The 15,870-nt window shown below is 33.0% G+C and carries 17 protein-coding genes; 10 read left to right on the top strand and 7 right to left on the bottom strand.

The window, feature by feature from the left end; genetic code table 11:
- The first annotated feature begins 64 nt into the window (after positions 1 to 64).
- Genes ASG22_RS04355 through ASG22_RS04365 form a run of 3 tightly spaced genes read left to right on the top strand, consistent with a single transcriptional unit; the run spans position 65 to position 2,448 of the window.
- On the top strand, positions 65 to 1,042 hold the full coding sequence (locus tag ASG22_RS04355) for an acyltransferase family protein (protein ID WP_157844700.1): 978 nt from the start codon (positions 65 to 67) through the stop codon (positions 1,040 to 1,042).
- 21 nt (positions 1,043 to 1,063) lie between these two features.
- Positions 1,064 to 1,822 carry a glycosyltransferase family 2 protein gene (locus ASG22_RS04360; RefSeq protein WP_055981146.1) on the top strand — a complete coding sequence of 253 codons (759 nt, stop codon included), beginning with the start codon at positions 1,064 to 1,066 and terminating at the stop codon, positions 1,820 to 1,822.
- Positions 1,822 to 2,448, top strand: a complete 627-nt coding sequence (locus tag ASG22_RS04365; protein ID WP_055981149.1) for a hypothetical protein — start codon at positions 1,822 to 1,824, stop codon at positions 2,446 to 2,448. Before ASG22_RS04360 ends, ASG22_RS04365 begins: the two co-directional genes overlap by 1 nt.
- On the opposite strand, the gene ASG22_RS04370 is transcribed toward ASG22_RS04365, so the two are convergent.
- From ASG22_RS04370 to ASG22_RS04395, 6 genes are all read right to left on the bottom strand, one after another.
- Complete coding sequence (locus ASG22_RS04370; RefSeq protein ID WP_055981152.1) at positions 2,440 to 3,672, bottom strand: 3-deoxy-D-manno-octulosonic acid transferase; 1,233 nt, start codon at positions 3,670 to 3,672, stop codon at positions 2,440 to 2,442. The two genes, ASG22_RS04365 and ASG22_RS04370, sit on opposite strands and share 9 nt — an antisense overlap.
- Positions 3,673 to 3,675: 3 nt before the next feature.
- The gene (locus ASG22_RS04375; RefSeq protein WP_055981155.1) at positions 3,676 to 4,185 is read right to left on the bottom strand and encodes a hypothetical protein; all 510 of its coding nucleotides are present in this window, start codon (positions 4,183 to 4,185) and stop codon (positions 3,676 to 3,678) included.
- Between the two features lie 50 nt (positions 4,186 to 4,235).
- On the bottom strand, positions 4,236 to 4,703 hold the full coding sequence (locus ASG22_RS04380; RefSeq protein WP_055981159.1) for a DUF1648 domain-containing protein: 468 nt from the start codon (positions 4,701 to 4,703) through the stop codon (positions 4,236 to 4,238).
- An 18-nt stretch (positions 4,704 to 4,721) separates the two neighbouring features.
- Positions 4,722 to 5,438, bottom strand: a complete 717-nt coding sequence (locus ASG22_RS04385) for a C40 family peptidase (RefSeq protein WP_055981163.1) — start codon at positions 5,436 to 5,438, stop codon at positions 4,722 to 4,724.
- An 88-nt stretch (positions 5,439 to 5,526) separates the two neighbouring features.
- Complete coding sequence (locus ASG22_RS04390; RefSeq protein WP_055981167.1) at positions 5,527 to 6,174, bottom strand: O-methyltransferase; 648 nt, start codon at positions 6,172 to 6,174, stop codon at positions 5,527 to 5,529.
- A gap of 385 nt (positions 6,175 to 6,559) precedes the next feature.
- Positions 6,560 to 7,393 (bottom strand): OmpA family protein, encoded by an 834-nt coding sequence (locus ASG22_RS04395; RefSeq protein WP_055981170.1) that lies wholly within the window; start codon positions 7,391 to 7,393, stop codon positions 6,560 to 6,562.
- Positions 7,394 to 7,478: 85 nt separating this feature from the next.
- Here ASG22_RS04395 and tilS point away from each other — a divergent pair, with 85 nt between their 5' ends.
- The 7 genes from tilS (at position 7,479) to ASG22_RS04430 (ending at position 14,717) form a co-directional block, all read left to right on the top strand.
- Positions 7,479 to 8,810, top strand: a complete 1,332-nt coding sequence (gene tilS, locus ASG22_RS04400) for a tRNA lysidine(34) synthetase TilS (protein WP_055981173.1) — start codon at positions 7,479 to 7,481, stop codon at positions 8,808 to 8,810.
- Position 8,811: 1 nt separating this feature from the next.
- Positions 8,812 to 10,878, top strand: a complete 2,067-nt coding sequence (locus tag ASG22_RS04405; RefSeq protein WP_055981175.1) for a protein-disulfide reductase DsbD family protein — start codon at positions 8,812 to 8,814, stop codon at positions 10,876 to 10,878.
- 288 nt (positions 10,879 to 11,166) lie between these two features.
- Positions 11,167 to 11,685 carry an ExbD/TolR family protein gene (locus tag ASG22_RS04410; RefSeq protein ID WP_055981178.1) on the top strand — a complete coding sequence of 173 codons (519 nt, stop codon included), beginning with the start codon at positions 11,167 to 11,169 and terminating at the stop codon, positions 11,683 to 11,685.
- Positions 11,686 to 11,745: 60 nt separating this feature from the next.
- Positions 11,746 to 12,255 carry a hypothetical protein gene (locus tag ASG22_RS04415; RefSeq protein ID WP_055981181.1) on the top strand — a complete coding sequence of 170 codons (510 nt, stop codon included), beginning with the start codon at positions 11,746 to 11,748 and terminating at the stop codon, positions 12,253 to 12,255.
- Positions 12,256 to 12,265: 10 nt separating this feature from the next.
- Positions 12,266 to 13,048, top strand: a complete 783-nt coding sequence (locus tag ASG22_RS04420; protein WP_055981184.1) for an alpha/beta fold hydrolase — start codon at positions 12,266 to 12,268, stop codon at positions 13,046 to 13,048.
- 3 nt (positions 13,049 to 13,051) lie between these two features.
- Positions 13,052 to 13,876: a hypothetical protein gene (locus tag ASG22_RS04425; RefSeq protein ID WP_055981187.1), complete on the top strand. Its 825-nt coding sequence runs from the start codon at positions 13,052 to 13,054 to the stop codon at positions 13,874 to 13,876.
- Positions 13,877 to 13,922: 46 nt separating this feature from the next.
- Entirely contained in the window at positions 13,923 to 14,717 is a 795-nt protein-coding gene (locus tag ASG22_RS04430) for a patatin-like phospholipase family protein (RefSeq protein WP_055981189.1), read from the top strand.
- A 4-nt stretch (positions 14,718 to 14,721) separates the two neighbouring features.
- On the opposite strand, the gene ASG22_RS04435 is transcribed toward ASG22_RS04430, so the two are convergent.
- Positions 14,722 to 15,729, bottom strand: coding sequence for a DHH family phosphoesterase (locus ASG22_RS04435; protein WP_055981192.1), 1,008 nt, complete (start codon positions 15,727 to 15,729; stop codon positions 14,722 to 14,724).
- Between the last annotated feature and the right edge of the window lie 141 nt (positions 15,730 to 15,870).

Raw genomic sequence — 15,870 nt, forward strand, 5'->3', positions numbered from 1 at the left:
CATTCATGAACGTAAATAACCGCTATTCTGCGAAAAAAACTATTTTTGCACAAACAAAATGCAAATGCAAGACATTACGAAAAATAATTTTGACTTTTTACGTGTTCTCCTCGCCTTTATTGTTTTCGTGGGACATTTAGGAGCCTTAAGTGCTTCAAAAGATCTTAAAATCTTTGAAAAGAGTCCCATAGAAATTGCAGTTTTTGGCTTTTTTGTTGTCAGTGGATTTCTTATCGCAAGAAGTTACGACCGATCTTCCAGCTTAAAAAGTTATTTAAAAAAAAGAATCAAAAGAATTGTTCCTGCTTATCTTTTAGTGGTTTTTCTTTGCGCTATTTTATTAAGCTTGGTAAGCACATTTTCTTTTTCTGAATATTTCCAAAATACTCAGGTCTACAAATATCTTTTCTGGAATTCTATATTTTTAAATTTCAAAGCACCATGGCTTCCCGGAGTTTTTGGAAATCAGGCGGTAAATGGAGCTCTTTGGACATTAAAGATAGAAATGTGCTATTATTTCTGCGTTCCTTTATTATTCTTACTTTTTGGGAAGAACAATAAATACAGAAATATCAGTTTAATTATCCTGTATTTTTTATCGCTTGCCTATCTTAATTATTTCGAATTGCAAAATAAAATTTCACTTGCAAAACAGCTTCCCGGTACATTATCCTATTTTATTCCCGGAATGCTTATTTATTTTAACTTTGATCAATTTATAAAACATAAGCACCTTCTTTTCATCGTTGCCATCGCTACCGTTTGGATTGATTTAGTAATCAATATTCAATTATTTTCTCCCATGATGATCGGCATCATTACATTGTACATCGCTTATTCTTTCAAGTTTTTGAATAATTTCGGAAAATACGGAGATTTCACGTACGGAATTTACATCTTCCATTTCCCTATTATCCGGACTTTTCAGACATTAGGATTGTTTGAAGATTACAACCCTTTTGTTATGACATTTGTCTGCATGCTGGTAGTGATTGCTGTCGGTGTCAGTTCGTGGCATTTATATGAAAAAAAGTTTTTATAATTTTGAAAAAAGTAAACACGAATGAAAGACCTTGTTTCTATTATCACTCCTTCTTACAACTCCGCAGAATTTATCGAGGAAACAATACAGTCTGTTTTAAACCAAACCTACGAAAACTGGGAATGGCTGATTTCCGACGACCGTTCCAAAGACAATACTGCTGAAATCATTAAGAAATACAATGATCCTAGAATAAAATTACAGATTCTCGAGCAAAACGGAGGCGCGGGAAACGCCCGAAACAAAAGTCTTGAAAGATCTCAGGGCAGATATATTGCTTTCCTTGATTCTGATGATCTTTGGTATCCGGAATATTTGGAAACGATGGTTAACTTCTTACAGGAAAATAATGCAGAATTAGCTTATTGCAATTATTCAAGATGTGATGAACATACAATGGAACCAATTTTAAAAGATTTTGAAGCCGATAAAATCGTTACTTTTTCTAATTTGCTTAAAACCTGCAGGCTTGCTCCGGTTTCTACCATTTACGATACAAAAAGAGTCGGAAAATTTTTATTTCCCGTAAAAAGCAAGCGTGAGGATCACGTCATGTGGCTGAATCTCTTGAAGGTAATTCCTAAAGGATATCCTGTAAAAAAGACGATGGCAAAATACAGAATGCGGGAAAACAGTGTTTCCAGAAACAAAAAAAATATTATTAAAGACCAATATTTAGTTTATAAAGATTTCATGAATTTTTCTACCGTAAAATCTTTATATTACACGGCAAACTGGGCATTGAATGGATTTTTAAAATATTCAAAAATATTTAATTAATGGAGTACTCGAAAGAATTTAAGGCAGCTTTAAGCAATTTTTCTTCCATAGAAAAAGACCGTCTGATTTTCCGTTTGCTGAAAAAGGATAAGCTTTTATCAAAAAAACTGTATTTTGAATTAATTGATCCTGAAACAACAGATAATAAAAGAGATTCAATGGAAGAAATTGTATCTGAAAAAGTTTTGCTTGCTTCAAAATATATTGGAAATCAAAAATATTATCTGGGAATTATCCGAAAAATAAGTGCTGAAATTACAGAACATGTAAAAATTACAACAGACAAATTCGGGGAAGTTTCACTTAATATATTGCTGATTAATAAAATTTTAGAGTTTAATGATGATCTTTCCAGACAAAGATTTGACAATGTGTATAAACTGTATCTTTATCTAATCAACAAAACCGTAAAATCTTTACTATTAACTAAAAAATTAGATGTAGATTATTGGATGGAAATTGATGAACACTTAGAAAGCCTGGAAGAAAAAATTCATCAAAATCATTATCTTGAAAAACTTTTCATCAATAACGGAATTGATTTCAACTGGCTTACAAGCGATAAAATTCCCGATCACTTTGATTTAATCATAAAAGACATAAAGAATCAGGGGTTTTTACGATAACATTTTTCTGATAATCAGTTCTGTAGAATTTGGTTTATTGGACACAAATTTCTCCGCATTCTCAGACATTGACTGTAAAGTTTCGTTATTATTTAAAAGAAACAGAATAAAGTCTGTTGCAATTCCTTCTTTCTCAAACGATCTTCCTCCGTCAGCCAAAATTAACTCATCAGCTTCCGGGTTTTTTCTGTAATGGTTCCCGAAAATAACAGGCACTCCAAAAGTCGCAGCTTCCAGAATATTATGCAATCCGGCATCATGAAAACCTCCGCCTACAACCGCAATATCTGCATAAGAATATAGTTTCGACAGCAAGCCAATACTGTCAATAATTAACATCTGATATTGTTCAAGTGGCTTTTCTACACTTTGAATTTCACTATACAAAACGGCATCAGGAAACATTTCTTTTAATCCATTGACTCTTTTTAAATCGTGGGGAGCAACGATCAGTTTTGCGTAGGGATTTGCTGCAAAAATTTCATTTAAAATAATCTCTTCCGACTTCCAGGAACTCCCAAATACAACCGTTTGTTTTCCGTCTACAAAATCACTGATAAAATCTATATGATTATTACGATTTCTTAATTGTTTTACCCGATCAAATCTTGTATCTCCGGTTACAGAAGATTTCGTTAAACCGACACTTTTAGCCAAAGCAAAAGACATTTCAGTCTGATGAAAAAACCAGTCGACATTATTCTGCAATTGTTTTACAAACCATTTTCCGTAAGAAGTAAAGAAAGATTGCCTTTCATAAAACAAGGCCGAAATCACATACGTTTTGGCTCCTTTATTTTTTAATTCCTTCAAAAGATGATACCAATAATCATACTTCACCGTAAAAAATAGTTCAACCGTAAAGTGCGACACAAATTCTTTTACAATTGATTTTTTATCGAAAGATAAATAACAGATTACATCTGCTATATTTTTCTTTTTAACAACATTCTCATACCCCGAGGGAGAAAAGAAAGTAATCAAAATTTTATGGGTAGGAAATCTCTCTTTTAACTGCTCTAAAACCGGTGATCCCTGTTCATATTCACCCAAACTTGCAGCATGCATCCAAATCACTTTATCAGATGTAGAGAAAGCAGATTTTACTTTTTGTAAAGATTCTTTTCGTCCTTCAACGCCTTTTTTAGTTTTATCATTAAACAGCGAGAAAACCTTCATCCCGAAGATAAGCAAACTGACGAATATGTTATACAGGAAAGACATATGTTAGCTTTTCATTATACCTCTAAAAAACTGAATTCCGCCAAAAATTACAGCACCATAAGCGATAACACCACCACTGCCGCTGCTTAAAGAAACCAAAGTAACAATTAAGCCACCAGCAAACCATAACCCGCCATATAAAACATCTTTGCTAGCTTGTTTTTTATCCATTTGCTCTAACATGGCAATAGCGTTTCTTCTTTGTCTTTCTGCATGTAATTTGTCTTCATCGCTTTTTTCTAAAATATTAATCTTAGAATTATAATATTCGGTGTAATCTTTTACTCCTTTGCTTTGAAAAAAACCATTTTCAATTTCTGAGATCGTTTTTCCTTTACTTTGAGTAAATTCAGAAAGAATATTTTCCATCTGTTCGTTAATTGGAACATTTCTCTTTTTTAATTCAGACAACGAAAGAATGACTTCTTCTTCATCATAATTTTTCCAGTTGACTAATACTTCGGACAAGTTTCCATTTTTTGTTTGTGTAATTTCTAGTAGAGTTTTTTTCATTGGTTATTAATTGAAATATTATTTTTTATCATTAATGATTTTCGCTTTAATCATTTAAATTGTGCAGTAATTATAAAAACAGCCATTACACTTACTAAAACTGATAAAATTGCTGTTGTCATTTTAATCTTTGGTTTTACATTTTCATCAAATGAATATCTGAACATATAATCCTGAGTATTCAGGAAAATCATCATCAGTAAAGTATAAATCCATCTGATAAAGATATTCATGATAAGAAACTGTATCCATTTGTTTTCAGGTATAATTTTTACGGGAAAATTAGCAGATTCAGGATCTCGTACGACATAAGCAAAAAGTATAAAAAATGCAGTTCCCAAAACAGGCATCAGAAAAAAATATTTCTTACTTCCGAAATTGTCTGCTTTGCCGTCAAAATCAAAATGAACAGGAATGGTCTGAGGCAGAGTTTTATAATGTTTTACTGTAAACCACCACAAAAAAACAAGCAATCCAAAATTAAAAATATCAAAAATTGCAAAGAGAATATTTTCCATTTCAAATTGGGTTTTTATTTAAATTATACTTTTAATAACTCTTAATTTATGTGTGTGTTTATTCAGTTCTTTATTAAAAATTCCTGTAGAATCGAGTGTGTCAATTCTTACTTTCCCGGAAGCATGAATGATCTTTTGGTTGTCAAGCATAATTCCAACATGGATAATTTTGCCTTCAGGATTTTCAAAAAAAGCCAAATCACCCAGCTGACTTTCTTCCACAAAACTTAAAGATTCACCGACCTCAATTTGTTGAGATGTATCTCTTGGTAATTTTATATTATGAACTTTGTAAACCAATTGTGTAAACCCCGAGCAGTCGACTGCAAAGAAACTTTTTCCGCCCCACAAATAAGGGACATTTAAAAACTCTTTTGCTGTCATAGCGATACTTTCACGCACATCGTGACTTCTTCGTGAAGCCACCACAGGAAATTCTACTTCCGAACCCATCGAAAGCAGTGTTTTTCCATCATTCATTATTACAGAAGCGAAATCTTCCGTGACAACCGTAACTTTTCGCTTTGCCAGATCTTCGTCTGTTACAGGTTTTAATTGTTTCGTATCCATCCAACCTTCATAGCCATCGTAATGCATTTTTATTTTGGTCCAGTTTTTATTCACTTCCAAAATATCTGCACTTTCGCCGAACAATATTTCCGTAACAATTTCTGCTCTGTCAGAACCTTCTGCACGCACGGGAGCCACTGTAACAATACAAATTCCTTTATTCATCTTATAAATTTAGAGATTAAGAAATTTAGGAATTAAGAAAATCACATGCTTTTTAATTTCTAAATCTCTGAATTCTTTAATCTTTTACTTACTTTCTTCTCAGAAAATTCAGTCCGTCACGCAAAGGTAAAATAAGATTTTCAAAATCAGCGTCTTTGGCGATCAAATCATTGAGCCCCTTAATAACCTGTGTAGACTTCTGCTTTGGGTTTTCTTCCAACACTTTTCCATACCAGAGAACATTATCAAACATCACTACTGAACCCGATTTTGTTCTTGGTTTTATTAATTTGAAATATTCTGCATAATTTTCTTTATCAGCATCGATGAAAACCAAATCAAAAAATTCATCTGTTTCCTTCAAAAACTCTTTAGCATCCTGAAGTTTAAAATCAATCTGATTTGAATATTCACTTTCAGCAAAATATTTTTTAGGAAGATACGCTAAATCTTCATTTACATCTAACGTAGTAATTTTTCCGTCCTTTGCTAAACCTGCACTCAGACAAAGTGTAGCATATCCTGTAAAAGTTCCTATTTCCAGGATATTTTTCGGCTGCATCATTTGAGAAATTATGGTTAATAATCTTCCCTGCTGATACCCGGAAATCATGTGTGGCTGCGTTGTTTTCTGGTAAGTTTCCCTTCTCAGTTTTCTAAGAATTTCAGGCTCCGAGGAAGCGTGTGTTTCCAAATACCTGTCCATTTCGGGATTCTTCTCTTCAAAAAAGCTCATTCTTCAAATTTTAATCGTTCAAATTTACTTAAATATAAGCAAATAGAGCGGAAAAATCATTACTCCAACTGATAAAAAATCTGCATGGTAATTACCGTAAAAATACGGATGTTTTCGCACTCCATATAGTTATACATTTGCAAAGAAGGGTAAGAACACTAAACAAAAATAAAATGAATGCCGGGGAAAAACAAATTAAAAAAGAGTATCAAAAGAGCATCTCACCGAAAGATAAGCTCAGTTCTTCTTTGAAAAAAACTAAGCCAGGAATATCCAATTCATTTTTTCAGCGAATTATTTCATTATTGAAAAAAGAAGAATTAATTTGATTAAAAAAAATCCCGAATCGCTTCGGGATTTTATATATATAGAAAAAGAGTTTTCCTTATTTCTTGGGAGTAATATCCATTAATTTCATGAACTCATCCAATTTAGGCATAATGATGATTTCTGTTCTTCTGTTTTCAGCTCTTCCGGAAACACTCATGTTTGTCGCTTTAGGATTGTATTCAGAACGTCCACCCGCTGTAATTCTTGCAGGATCTACACCGAATTGAGACTGTAAAACCTTAGCCACCGCAGTACCTCTCAATGCAGAAAGATCCCAGTTGTCTTTTGGTAAAGTGGCAGAAGCCAATGCTACGTTATCTGTATTACCTTCAATCAATACAGAATATTTATCGTAATCGTTAATTACTTTAGCAACTTTTCCTAGCACTTCCTGAGCTGCAGGTAAAACGTTATAATCGCCTGTTTTGTACAACATTTTGTCTGAAAGAGAAATCATTACCACTCCTTTCAATACTTTTACCTGAACATCACCGTCAGCTACGTTATCCAAAGATCTTTTTAGTTTGTTTGATAAAGCCAAGTTCAAGCTGTCGTTTTTAGCATTGCTTGAAATTAACTGCTTGATATAAGAATTAGAAGAATTGATCTCTCCCACTAACTTATCAATATTTGCAGAACTTTTCCCTGTGTTTGATAAACAAGCATCAAGTGAAGATTTTAAAGCATCATGTTGACTTTTAAGTAAATTATTCTCACTTGTTAAAGATGAATTCTGAGATCTCAGATCCTGAATTTCTCTTTGTCTTTCGCCCACATTTTCAATACATTGCTTGTAGTTTGAGCTCAATGCGTCATATTGCTTTTTGCTGATACAAGACGTCATTCCCAGCGCCATTGCAGAAACTGCTAACATTTTTAAAAATTTCATAAATAATCATTTTTAGACGACCAAAGGTAACAAAATTCATTTTAATTATATGGATTATCTTTGCACAAAGAAATTCTCAACATAGATGTTGAAAAAATTAAGTTTTAAAAATCAATTACAGAATCTTATTCACCAAACAGAAAATGAAACCTTTCTTTTGGCGGTGAGCGGCGGTGCCGATTCTATGGTTTTGGCGTATCTGTTTAATGAATTACGAGATTCGGGATATAAATTTCAGGTTGCGCATATCAATTATCATCTTCGTGAGGAAGATTCTGATTTAGATCAAAAAGTAGTTCAGGATTTTTGCAAAAAGAATGATATTAAATTTCATTTATATGAAGTTTCCGAAAAAGATCAAAAACCGGAAAATTCCATTCAGCTTTGGGCGAGAGAACTACGATATAATTTCTTTAAACAAATTCAGGAACAGGAAAATCTGGAATTTTTAGTAACTGCTCACCATTTGAATGATCAGTTGGAAACATTTATCATTAATCTTTCCAAAGCGGCCGGAATTAACGGTTTGAGTGGAATTCCTGCGAATGACAATAATATTCTGAGACCTTTGTTAAATTTTACAAAAGAAGAAATCTACGAATTAGCAAAAGAAAATGAAATTGAATATCGAGAAGATCTTTCCAACAAAAAAAGTGATTATTTAAGAAATAAAATCAGAAATGAAATCGTTCCGAAGTTATTGGAAACGAATGAACATTTCTTAGATAATTTTAAAAAAAGCAGTTCTTATCTCAATCAAACTAAAGATTTTGTTCAGCAACAGATTCAGGAAATAGAAAATCGATCGACCACATTTAACAAGTACCACAAAATTTTATCAAAAAAACAACTCAATCAGGAAAGCGATTTTGTCAAATTTGAGATCTTGAAAAAGTATGGTTTTAACCAAGAAGAGGAAATTTCGAAAATTTTTAAAGCTGAAAAAGGAAGTTCTTTTTTTTCAAAAGATTATCAATTGATTATTGATCGAGATGAATTGATTTTAAAAACAAAAACCGAAGATGAAGAGCAAAATTGGGAGAAAGAAATCCTTTTAATTGAAAATTTTAACTTTTCGGAAAACCAAATCACAATTAATCTCGAAGATAATATTGAAGACATTGAAGAAATCAATAAGGACTTTGAATGGGATTTTGATGCCGAAAAACTTCATTTCCCACTGCGATTGAGAAGGCAAACAGATGGTGACGAATTTTATCCGATTGGATTTTCAGGTAAAAAGAAAGTTTCTAAGTTTTTTAGGGACGAAAAATTATCTATTTTAGCGAGGCAAAAAATCTGGCTCCTGACTGACAGCGAAAATTCTGTACTAGGAATTGTTCCTTACAGACAAGACAGAAGAAATTCTAAGGATGAGAATACGCAAAAGATTCTCAAAATTTATAATAAAAAGTAAAATGAAATTTAGAAACTGGTTTTTATTAATTCTGCTATTTTTAACAACGGCAATTAATGCACAAATCAAAAATCCTGTAAAATTTAAATTTACAATCAACGAATTAGGCGATAATCAATACGAAGCCGTTTTGAATGCCACAATGGAAAGTGGTTGGCATATTTATTCCAAAGATATTCCGGAAGATACAGGAATTCCTACTGACTATAAAGTTTCAGGAAAAAATATCGAACTGATCGGAAAATTTACAGAAACAGGAAAAAAACATGAAGAATTTTCTGAAGCTTTTGGCGGAAAGATTATTTTTTACTCCAATTCTGCAGGTTTCAAGCAAAAATTCAAGCTAAAAGATGGAACAAAGCCGAGCGATGTTGTTGCTGAAATTACCTATCAGACTTGCGACGACAGAGTTTGTTTGGCCCCCAATACACTAGAATTTAACAAACAAGTCACTCCAAAAGGTACGGCCGAAGAAATAAAAACAGAGACTGCAAAAGATTCTGTAATAACTCCGGCTACGACTGAACCCATTGTTGCAAATCCTGCAAAAGGAGAAGTTATTGTAAAAGCAACGACGAAACTTGATCCAAAAAACTTAAAAATAGAGTCTATTAATTTCCAGAAACCATTGACTGATTGCGGAACAGGTTCTACAAAAGTTGAGGAAAATTACTGGACGTATTTATTCTTAGGATTTATCGGTGGATTAATTGCATTGTTGACTCCATGCGTGTTCCCAATGATCCCATTAACGGTTTCGTTTTTCACAAAAGGAAATAAAAACAAAGCAAAAGGAAAGAGAGATGCATTAATTTACGGATTTTTCATCCTATTAATTTTTGTACTTTTAAGCGTTCCTTTCCATATTATCGATGGAATTGCAGGAAATATTTTTAACGAAATTTCTACAAGTGTTTGGCTGAATATTGCATTCTTTATTATATTCATTTTCTTCGCAGGAAGCTTCTTCGGATACTACGACATTACGTTACCAAGTTCTATTGCCAATAAATCTTCAAAAGCAGAAGAAGCTGGTGGAATCATAGGAATTTTCTTCATGGCATTAACGCTGGTAATTGTTTCTTTCTCTTGTACAGGTCCGATTTTAGGGAGTTTATTGGGAAGTGCAGTAACAGGCTCGGCAAACGTACCGATGTTGTTGACATTTGCTTTGGCCGGTTTCGGGTTGGCTTGGGCGATTATTTTCGGATTGTTGGCTCTATTCCCGCAAGCTTTACAAAGTCTTCCAAAATCAGGAGGTTGGATGAATACAGTGAAAGTAGTTTTAGGTTTTGTGGAATTGGCTTTAGCCTTAAAATTCTTATCAAAAGCAGATTTGGTTTCTAAAACTTTCTTAATTAAAAGAGAGCTTTTCATCGCCATATGGATTGTGGTTGCGATTGGATTGGCTATTTATTTATTTGGATTAATTAAATTTCCTCACGACGATAAAAAACCAAAAATTTCTATTACGAGAAAAATTCTAGGAGTATTGGGAATTGGTTTTGTTATTTATTTGATTCAGGGATTAATTCCTGCTGAACGTCCGAAACTGCAATTATTAAGCGGAATTTTACCTCCGTTAAATGTTAGTTATTTCCACGACGAAAAAGACGGAATTTTAGGAATGCATCCCGAGCACGATTTCTTTACAGCGATTGAATTAGCAAAAAAAGAAAATAAGCCTGTCTTAATTGACTTCACAGGTTATGGTTGCGAAAACTGTAGAAAAATGGAAGAATTTGTTTGGAGCGAACCGGATATTTTACCAATTCTACAAAACGATATTGTATTAGCCTCTCTTTATGTTGATGACAAAGAAGAACTTCCCGAAGATCAAAAAACGAAGATTGATTTAGGAGAAGGACAAGTAAAAAAAGTTAAAACAATTGGCGACCGATGGAGTTTGTTCCAACAGGTGAATTTCAATAATAATTCTCAGCCGCACTATGTTTTAATTACACCAGACGGAAAAGTAATTAACAGCCCGGTTTCCGGTTATATGCCAAAAGCCGATTTCAAGAAATTTCTGGAATGTGGCGTAAATTATTACAAAAAAAATAAATAAAACTTTAAAAATATTATTATAAAACTCATGTCGAAAGGCGTGAGTTTTTTTATTCTCCAACCATTTTTTAAAACAGAAAATCATGATTTTAAAAATTTATTATTAAAAAATCACAAAACCTTGTCGTTTTAGAAATGCTAAGTTCCTTTTTATATTAAAAGCGAAATAATTTTAAAAAATTATTATCATTTTTAATTTTTAGGTATAAACTTTGATGTGCTTTTTAAACAGAGTTAGTAAATTCTTAATATTTACAAAAAAAGCCTTTAAAATTTAAAAAACTAAGAGATGGCAGAAGTTATTACACAAGAGAAATCCGGAGGTAAACAAAAAAAGAAAAACATTAAAGTTGATATGACACCTATGGTCGATTTAAACTTTTTATTGCTCATGTTTTTCATGTTTACATCAAGCTTCTCAAAACCTAATGTGATGGATTTGGGATTGCCGGCGAAAGATCCAATTCATAAACATGATAAAATAATTGATGTAAAAAACCAGGTAACATTTATCCTGGGCAAAGACAATAGAATATTTTATCACCAGCAAGCCGCAGGCGATTTAAATAAAACCAACTTAAAAGAAACCAATTTCAGCGGAATCAATATAACTAAAGTTATTTCTGAAGCTTATAACAATGCTCCAATAAAAGAAAATTTCACGATTATCATTGAACCGACGGATGATGCCAACTACAAAAATTTCGTAGATGTGCTGGATAATATTGCAATTTCCAAACAAGAACGCTACGGAGTAACCGACATTAAACCATGGGAAAAGAAAGTTTACGAAGAATTAACCAAATAACATCAAAGGGCATTTTCAAAATGCTCTTTTTTTATTTATTTTTGGGTATAATTTTATTAAATGAAAAACTTTTTAGCCGCTATTGCAGTTTCCATTTTGATCGTTTCATGTTCCAAAAAAGAAACAACTTCTACTTTAAACAGGATTGACAGCACAAAAATTGTAGATTCCATTAATGCTGCAAGAACAGAAATTAATGACAGCATTAAATCTAAAAATCATTTCAAAGATTTTAGCGGAAATCATAAATTCACTCATAATGGCATTGAAAGTACAGGAACGGTTGAATTTCAGAAAATCAACGGAGAAGGTGACCATTATAATGTTTCGGGAAATATTAAATCCGGGAAAAATTCTGCTACAATAAAAGGTTTTATGGCCGTAGTTTCCGACAAACATATGAATTTCACAGGAGAGATCACCCAAAATATTTCTGCCAATAATAACGGAAAACCTTATACCAGAAAAGGTACCAAAACATTCATGTCTAAAGACGGCGGAAAAACGTACCGACTTCAGGATATGGTAAACGGTTCGGGATTTGTTGATTATATTGATATTCATTTTTAATTTTATCATTATGCTGAACTTTGAACGAAAAGGAAACGGAAAAGAAACTTTGGTTTTGCTTCATGGTTTCATGGAAAACCTAACGATTTGGAATGATATGGAACCTTATCTTTCTGACAATTTCTCCTTATTAAAAATCGATCTTCCGGGTCACGGGCAATCTGAAATTTTAGCAGAAGTTCAGACGATGGAAATAATGGCTGAAGAAGTAAAAAAAGTCTTGGATAATCAGAATTTAACACAAGTTCATTTGCTCGGACACTCAATGGGAGGTTATGTTTCTTTAGGTTTTGCCGAAAAACATCCTGAATATCTGAAAAGTTTAACCTTATTTTTTTCTACCTTTTTTCCGGATGATGCTGAGAAAAAAGAACAGCGTAAAAAAAGCTACAGAATTATCCAGGATGCCTTTGCTCATTATGTGAGAGCAGGAATTCCAAATTTATTCAACCCAAATGAAAGAGATATTCTCGAAGGAAAAATAGAAATCGCCTTGGAAATTGCTCTTTCTACCAACAATTTAGGAGCTTTGGCTTCGGTAAAAGGGATGGTAGACAGAACCGATAAAAAGCAGGTTTTGGAAAATTTGGATGCGAAAATTTTAGTCATTGCAGGAAAACATGATAATGCCGTGAAAACCGAAATGCTGATCGAAAATCTGCCTGACAAAACTAATATAAAATCTTATGTTTTGGATTGCGGACACAACGGACACTGGGAAAAACCAGCCATTTGCGCAGCGATTATCAACACAGAACTCCTTCACAATTTACCCAAACATTTAGTTTTTTAATGCATGAAGAATGTAATTTTCTCTATCCTGTTTCTTGCAATTTTCAGTTGTAAAAAAGAAAATACAGTTTTAGGTAATCCTCAGAATGATTCTATAAAAGTTGTTTCTGAAATTAACAAAAAAGATTCTACAGTTTTGCCACAAAATAAAGAGGAAATATTTAATTTTTCGACTGAGCTTTGTGACAATAAAGGATATTTTGATTCAAGCAAATATTCAAAAGTAGAACTTGAGGGCACTTACAAACTTTGGTTTCAGATGGGAGGCGTTTTATTAAGCACACCTTCTGTTTTTAATTTGAAAGGTCTACAGAAAGTACGAGCAGAAAAAGATGAAATTTTAGCTCAACTTAATCGGGATTTTACCAATCAGAAAAAAGTATTGGAAAATATAAAAGTTGTTCAAGATCCTTATTGGGAAAATGTAAGAAAACAAAAATTACTAGAACTTGCCGATGAATATGAGTTCAGAAAAACTGAAATTATGGCTTTTTCCGACCCATCAATTCTGGTGAATCATAAACTTTCCAAAGGCTGTGAAAATTTTGCAAGAGCTCTGAATTCAGACGATGCTCAAATGACGGAAGAATGGAGAAAACTCCGTGAAGTAATGAGTAAAAGAAACAGTGACCCACAAAGAATTATGAACGAATTTGAAGAACGTTTACATTCATCTGATAAAAAAGATTTTGCAACTATTGACTTAATTACTTTCGGATGGGGAAACTGTGCCAACGATCATATCAACAAAACGCTGCACGACGAAAAAATGACCGAAAAATTCAATTCGCTTTTCATCAAAATAGATTCTGAATGCGACGAGCCTTAATTGCTTTATAAAAATTCTCGTATCTTAGTAATCATTAAAATTCTCAATGGGTCTATTCTCTTTCAGTAAAAAGAAACCGATTATAGGTTTAACACTTTCGGGCGGTGGAATGCGCGGAATTGCCCATATTGCGGTATTAAAAGCATTGGAAGAATATAATCTAAAACCTGATATTATCTCAGGAACAAGCGCTGGATCTATTGTCGCCGCATTTTACTCTTTCGGGAAAACACCCGATGAAATGATGGAGATTGTAAGAGAAACCACTTTTTTTTCCAGATCATATTTAAGACTTTCAAAAAACGGTATATTCAGTTCAAATTTTATCTTAAAACTTTTTAAAGATCATTTTCCTGAAGATAATTTTAATATTCTTAAAATCCCCGTCTTTGTAGCTGCTACAGAAATGACACATGGTATTGTTGATTTCTTTTCGGAAGGCGAACTTTTCACACCTTTACTGGCTTCTTCAAGTGTTCCTTTTGTTCTTCCTCCTGTTAGAACCAGTGAAAAAATTTATGTAGACGGTGGCGTTTTAGATAATCTTCCCATTGAACCTATTGTTGACAAATGTGATTTTTTAATTGCTTCACACGTTAATTCCATCAGTTACGACAGTCTTGAAAATATGAGCTTAATGAAGGAATTTGACAGGATTTTACATCTTGCCATTGCAAAATCTGTTTATTCCAAAGCAAAATTCTGCGACATATTCTTAGATCCTCCAAAAATGACCAAATTCAGTTTATTCAACAAAAAATCGCTTGAGACGATGTTTCAGGAAGTATACGAATATACCTGTAAAGAATTGGAAAATAAAGGATATAAAAAATCTTTATAATTTATTACAGATTATCCTCTTGTTCTACTTTAGCTTTAAAAATTTCTATCGTTGCCTGTAATGATTCATCCGATTTTCCACCTGCTGCATTGATGTGCCCCCCTCCACTGAAATATTTTCTCGAGAATTGATTTACATCCATATCATCTTTACTTCTGAAAGAAATTTTGATAAAATCTTCATATAAATCTTCCATAAAGAAAGCAGCCATTTTTACGCCAAGAATACTTAATCCGTAATTTACAAAACCTTCGGTATCGCCTTTCTGGAAACCATATTCTTTCAGTTCTTTTCTCGTAAGATATAAAACTGCTACTTTACCGTCTTTTACCACTTCAATTCTCCCTAAAATTAAAGCTAATAAATGAAGACGAGAAACTGTATTTGTATCCCAGGTACTAGAAGTAATCATTGCAGGATCTGCTCCTTTTTCTATAAGATTGGCAACAATTCTATGTGTCGTTGCGCTGGTAGAACGGAAACGGAAACCGCCTGTATCTGTCATAATCCCGGTGTAAAGACATTCCGCAATATCTTGATTTACCAAATCTTCATCACCCATCGCTTCAATGAAATGATAAACCATTTGGCAGGTTGCCGGAATTACCGTATCAGAATATACGTAATCAAACTTTTCCGGCTGCTGATGATGATCGATAAGAATTTTCTTCGCTTTTGCTTTCGTCAGCCAGTCACCCAACAGACCGATTCTTGACGGAGAATTAAAATCAAGACAAAAGATTACATCTGCTTCATGTATTAAATCGGAAGCAACTTTTCTTTTGTACTCGGCGATCAAAGCTTTTTTCGCTTCAGGCATCCACTTCAGAAATTTCGGAAAATCGTTTGGAACGATCAACTCTGCATAAATTCCTTTTGCTTTAAGATAATGTTTCAACCCAAGACCAGAACCTATAGCATCACCATCCGGATTGTAATGGGTAAGGATTACTATTTTATTTTCAGGTGTCAGTAAGGTATTGATTTCTAAAAGTTCTGCCGGTGTAAACATTATCGTTTATTTTCTTTAAATTTGGGTTTCCAAAGATAGAGCTTTTAAATAAACCAATCCTATTATTTTTGAAGACAGAAAAATTCTGTCTGGTAATCGGCTTTTATAAATAGTTGATTATAAATCTGAATTAAATTCAAA

Origin of the sequence: Chryseobacterium sp. Leaf405 (genome assembly GCF_001425355.1) — a bacterium.
Lineage (GTDB): Bacteria > Bacteroidota > Bacteroidia > Flavobacteriales > Weeksellaceae > Chryseobacterium.

Bases quoted from the DNA above. Each gene is read 5' to 3' on its own strand.
- ASG22_RS04425 (WP_055981187.1), top strand. From the start codon at position 13,052: ATGAAGAATGTAATTTTCTCTATCCTGTTTCTTGCAATTTTCAGTTGT.
- ASG22_RS04435 (WP_055981192.1), bottom strand. From the start codon at position 15,729: ATGTTTACACCGGCAGAACTTTTAGAAATCAATACCTTACTGACACCT.
- ASG22_RS04370 (WP_055981152.1), bottom strand. From the start codon at position 3,672: ATGTCTTTCCTGTATAACATATTCGTCAGTTTGCTTATCTTCGGGATG.
- tilS (WP_055981173.1), top strand. From the start codon at position 7,479: ATGTTGAAAAAATTAAGTTTTAAAAATCAATTACAGAATCTTATTCAC.
- ASG22_RS04360 (WP_055981146.1), top strand. From the start codon at position 1,064: ATGAAAGACCTTGTTTCTATTATCACTCCTTCTTACAACTCCGCAGAA.
- ASG22_RS04365 (WP_055981149.1), top strand. From the start codon at position 1,822: ATGGAGTACTCGAAAGAATTTAAGGCAGCTTTAAGCAATTTTTCTTCC.
- ASG22_RS04420 (WP_055981184.1), top strand. From the start codon at position 12,266: ATGCTGAACTTTGAACGAAAAGGAAACGGAAAAGAAACTTTGGTTTTG.
- ASG22_RS04410 (WP_055981178.1), top strand. From the start codon at position 11,167: ATGGCAGAAGTTATTACACAAGAGAAATCCGGAGGTAAACAAAAAAAG.
- ASG22_RS04375 (WP_055981155.1), bottom strand. From the start codon at position 4,185: ATGAAAAAAACTCTACTAGAAATTACACAAACAAAAAATGGAAACTTG.
- ASG22_RS04430 (WP_055981189.1), top strand. From the start codon at position 13,923: ATGGGTCTATTCTCTTTCAGTAAAAAGAAACCGATTATAGGTTTAACA.
- ASG22_RS04415 (WP_055981181.1), top strand. From the start codon at position 11,746: ATGAAAAACTTTTTAGCCGCTATTGCAGTTTCCATTTTGATCGTTTCA.
- ASG22_RS04355 (WP_157844700.1), top strand. From the start codon at position 65: ATGCAAGACATTACGAAAAATAATTTTGACTTTTTACGTGTTCTCCTC.
- ASG22_RS04385 (WP_055981163.1), bottom strand. From the start codon at position 5,438: ATGAATAAAGGAATTTGTATTGTTACAGTGGCTCCCGTGCGTGCAGAA.
- ASG22_RS04390 (WP_055981167.1), bottom strand. From the start codon at position 6,174: ATGAGCTTTTTTGAAGAGAAGAATCCCGAAATGGACAGGTATTTGGAA.
- ASG22_RS04405 (WP_055981175.1), top strand. From the start codon at position 8,812: ATGAAATTTAGAAACTGGTTTTTATTAATTCTGCTATTTTTAACAACG.
- ASG22_RS04395 (WP_055981170.1), bottom strand. From the start codon at position 7,393: ATGAAATTTTTAAAAATGTTAGCAGTTTCTGCAATGGCGCTGGGAATG.
- ASG22_RS04380 (WP_055981159.1), bottom strand. From the start codon at position 4,703: ATGGAAAATATTCTCTTTGCAATTTTTGATATTTTTAATTTTGGATTG.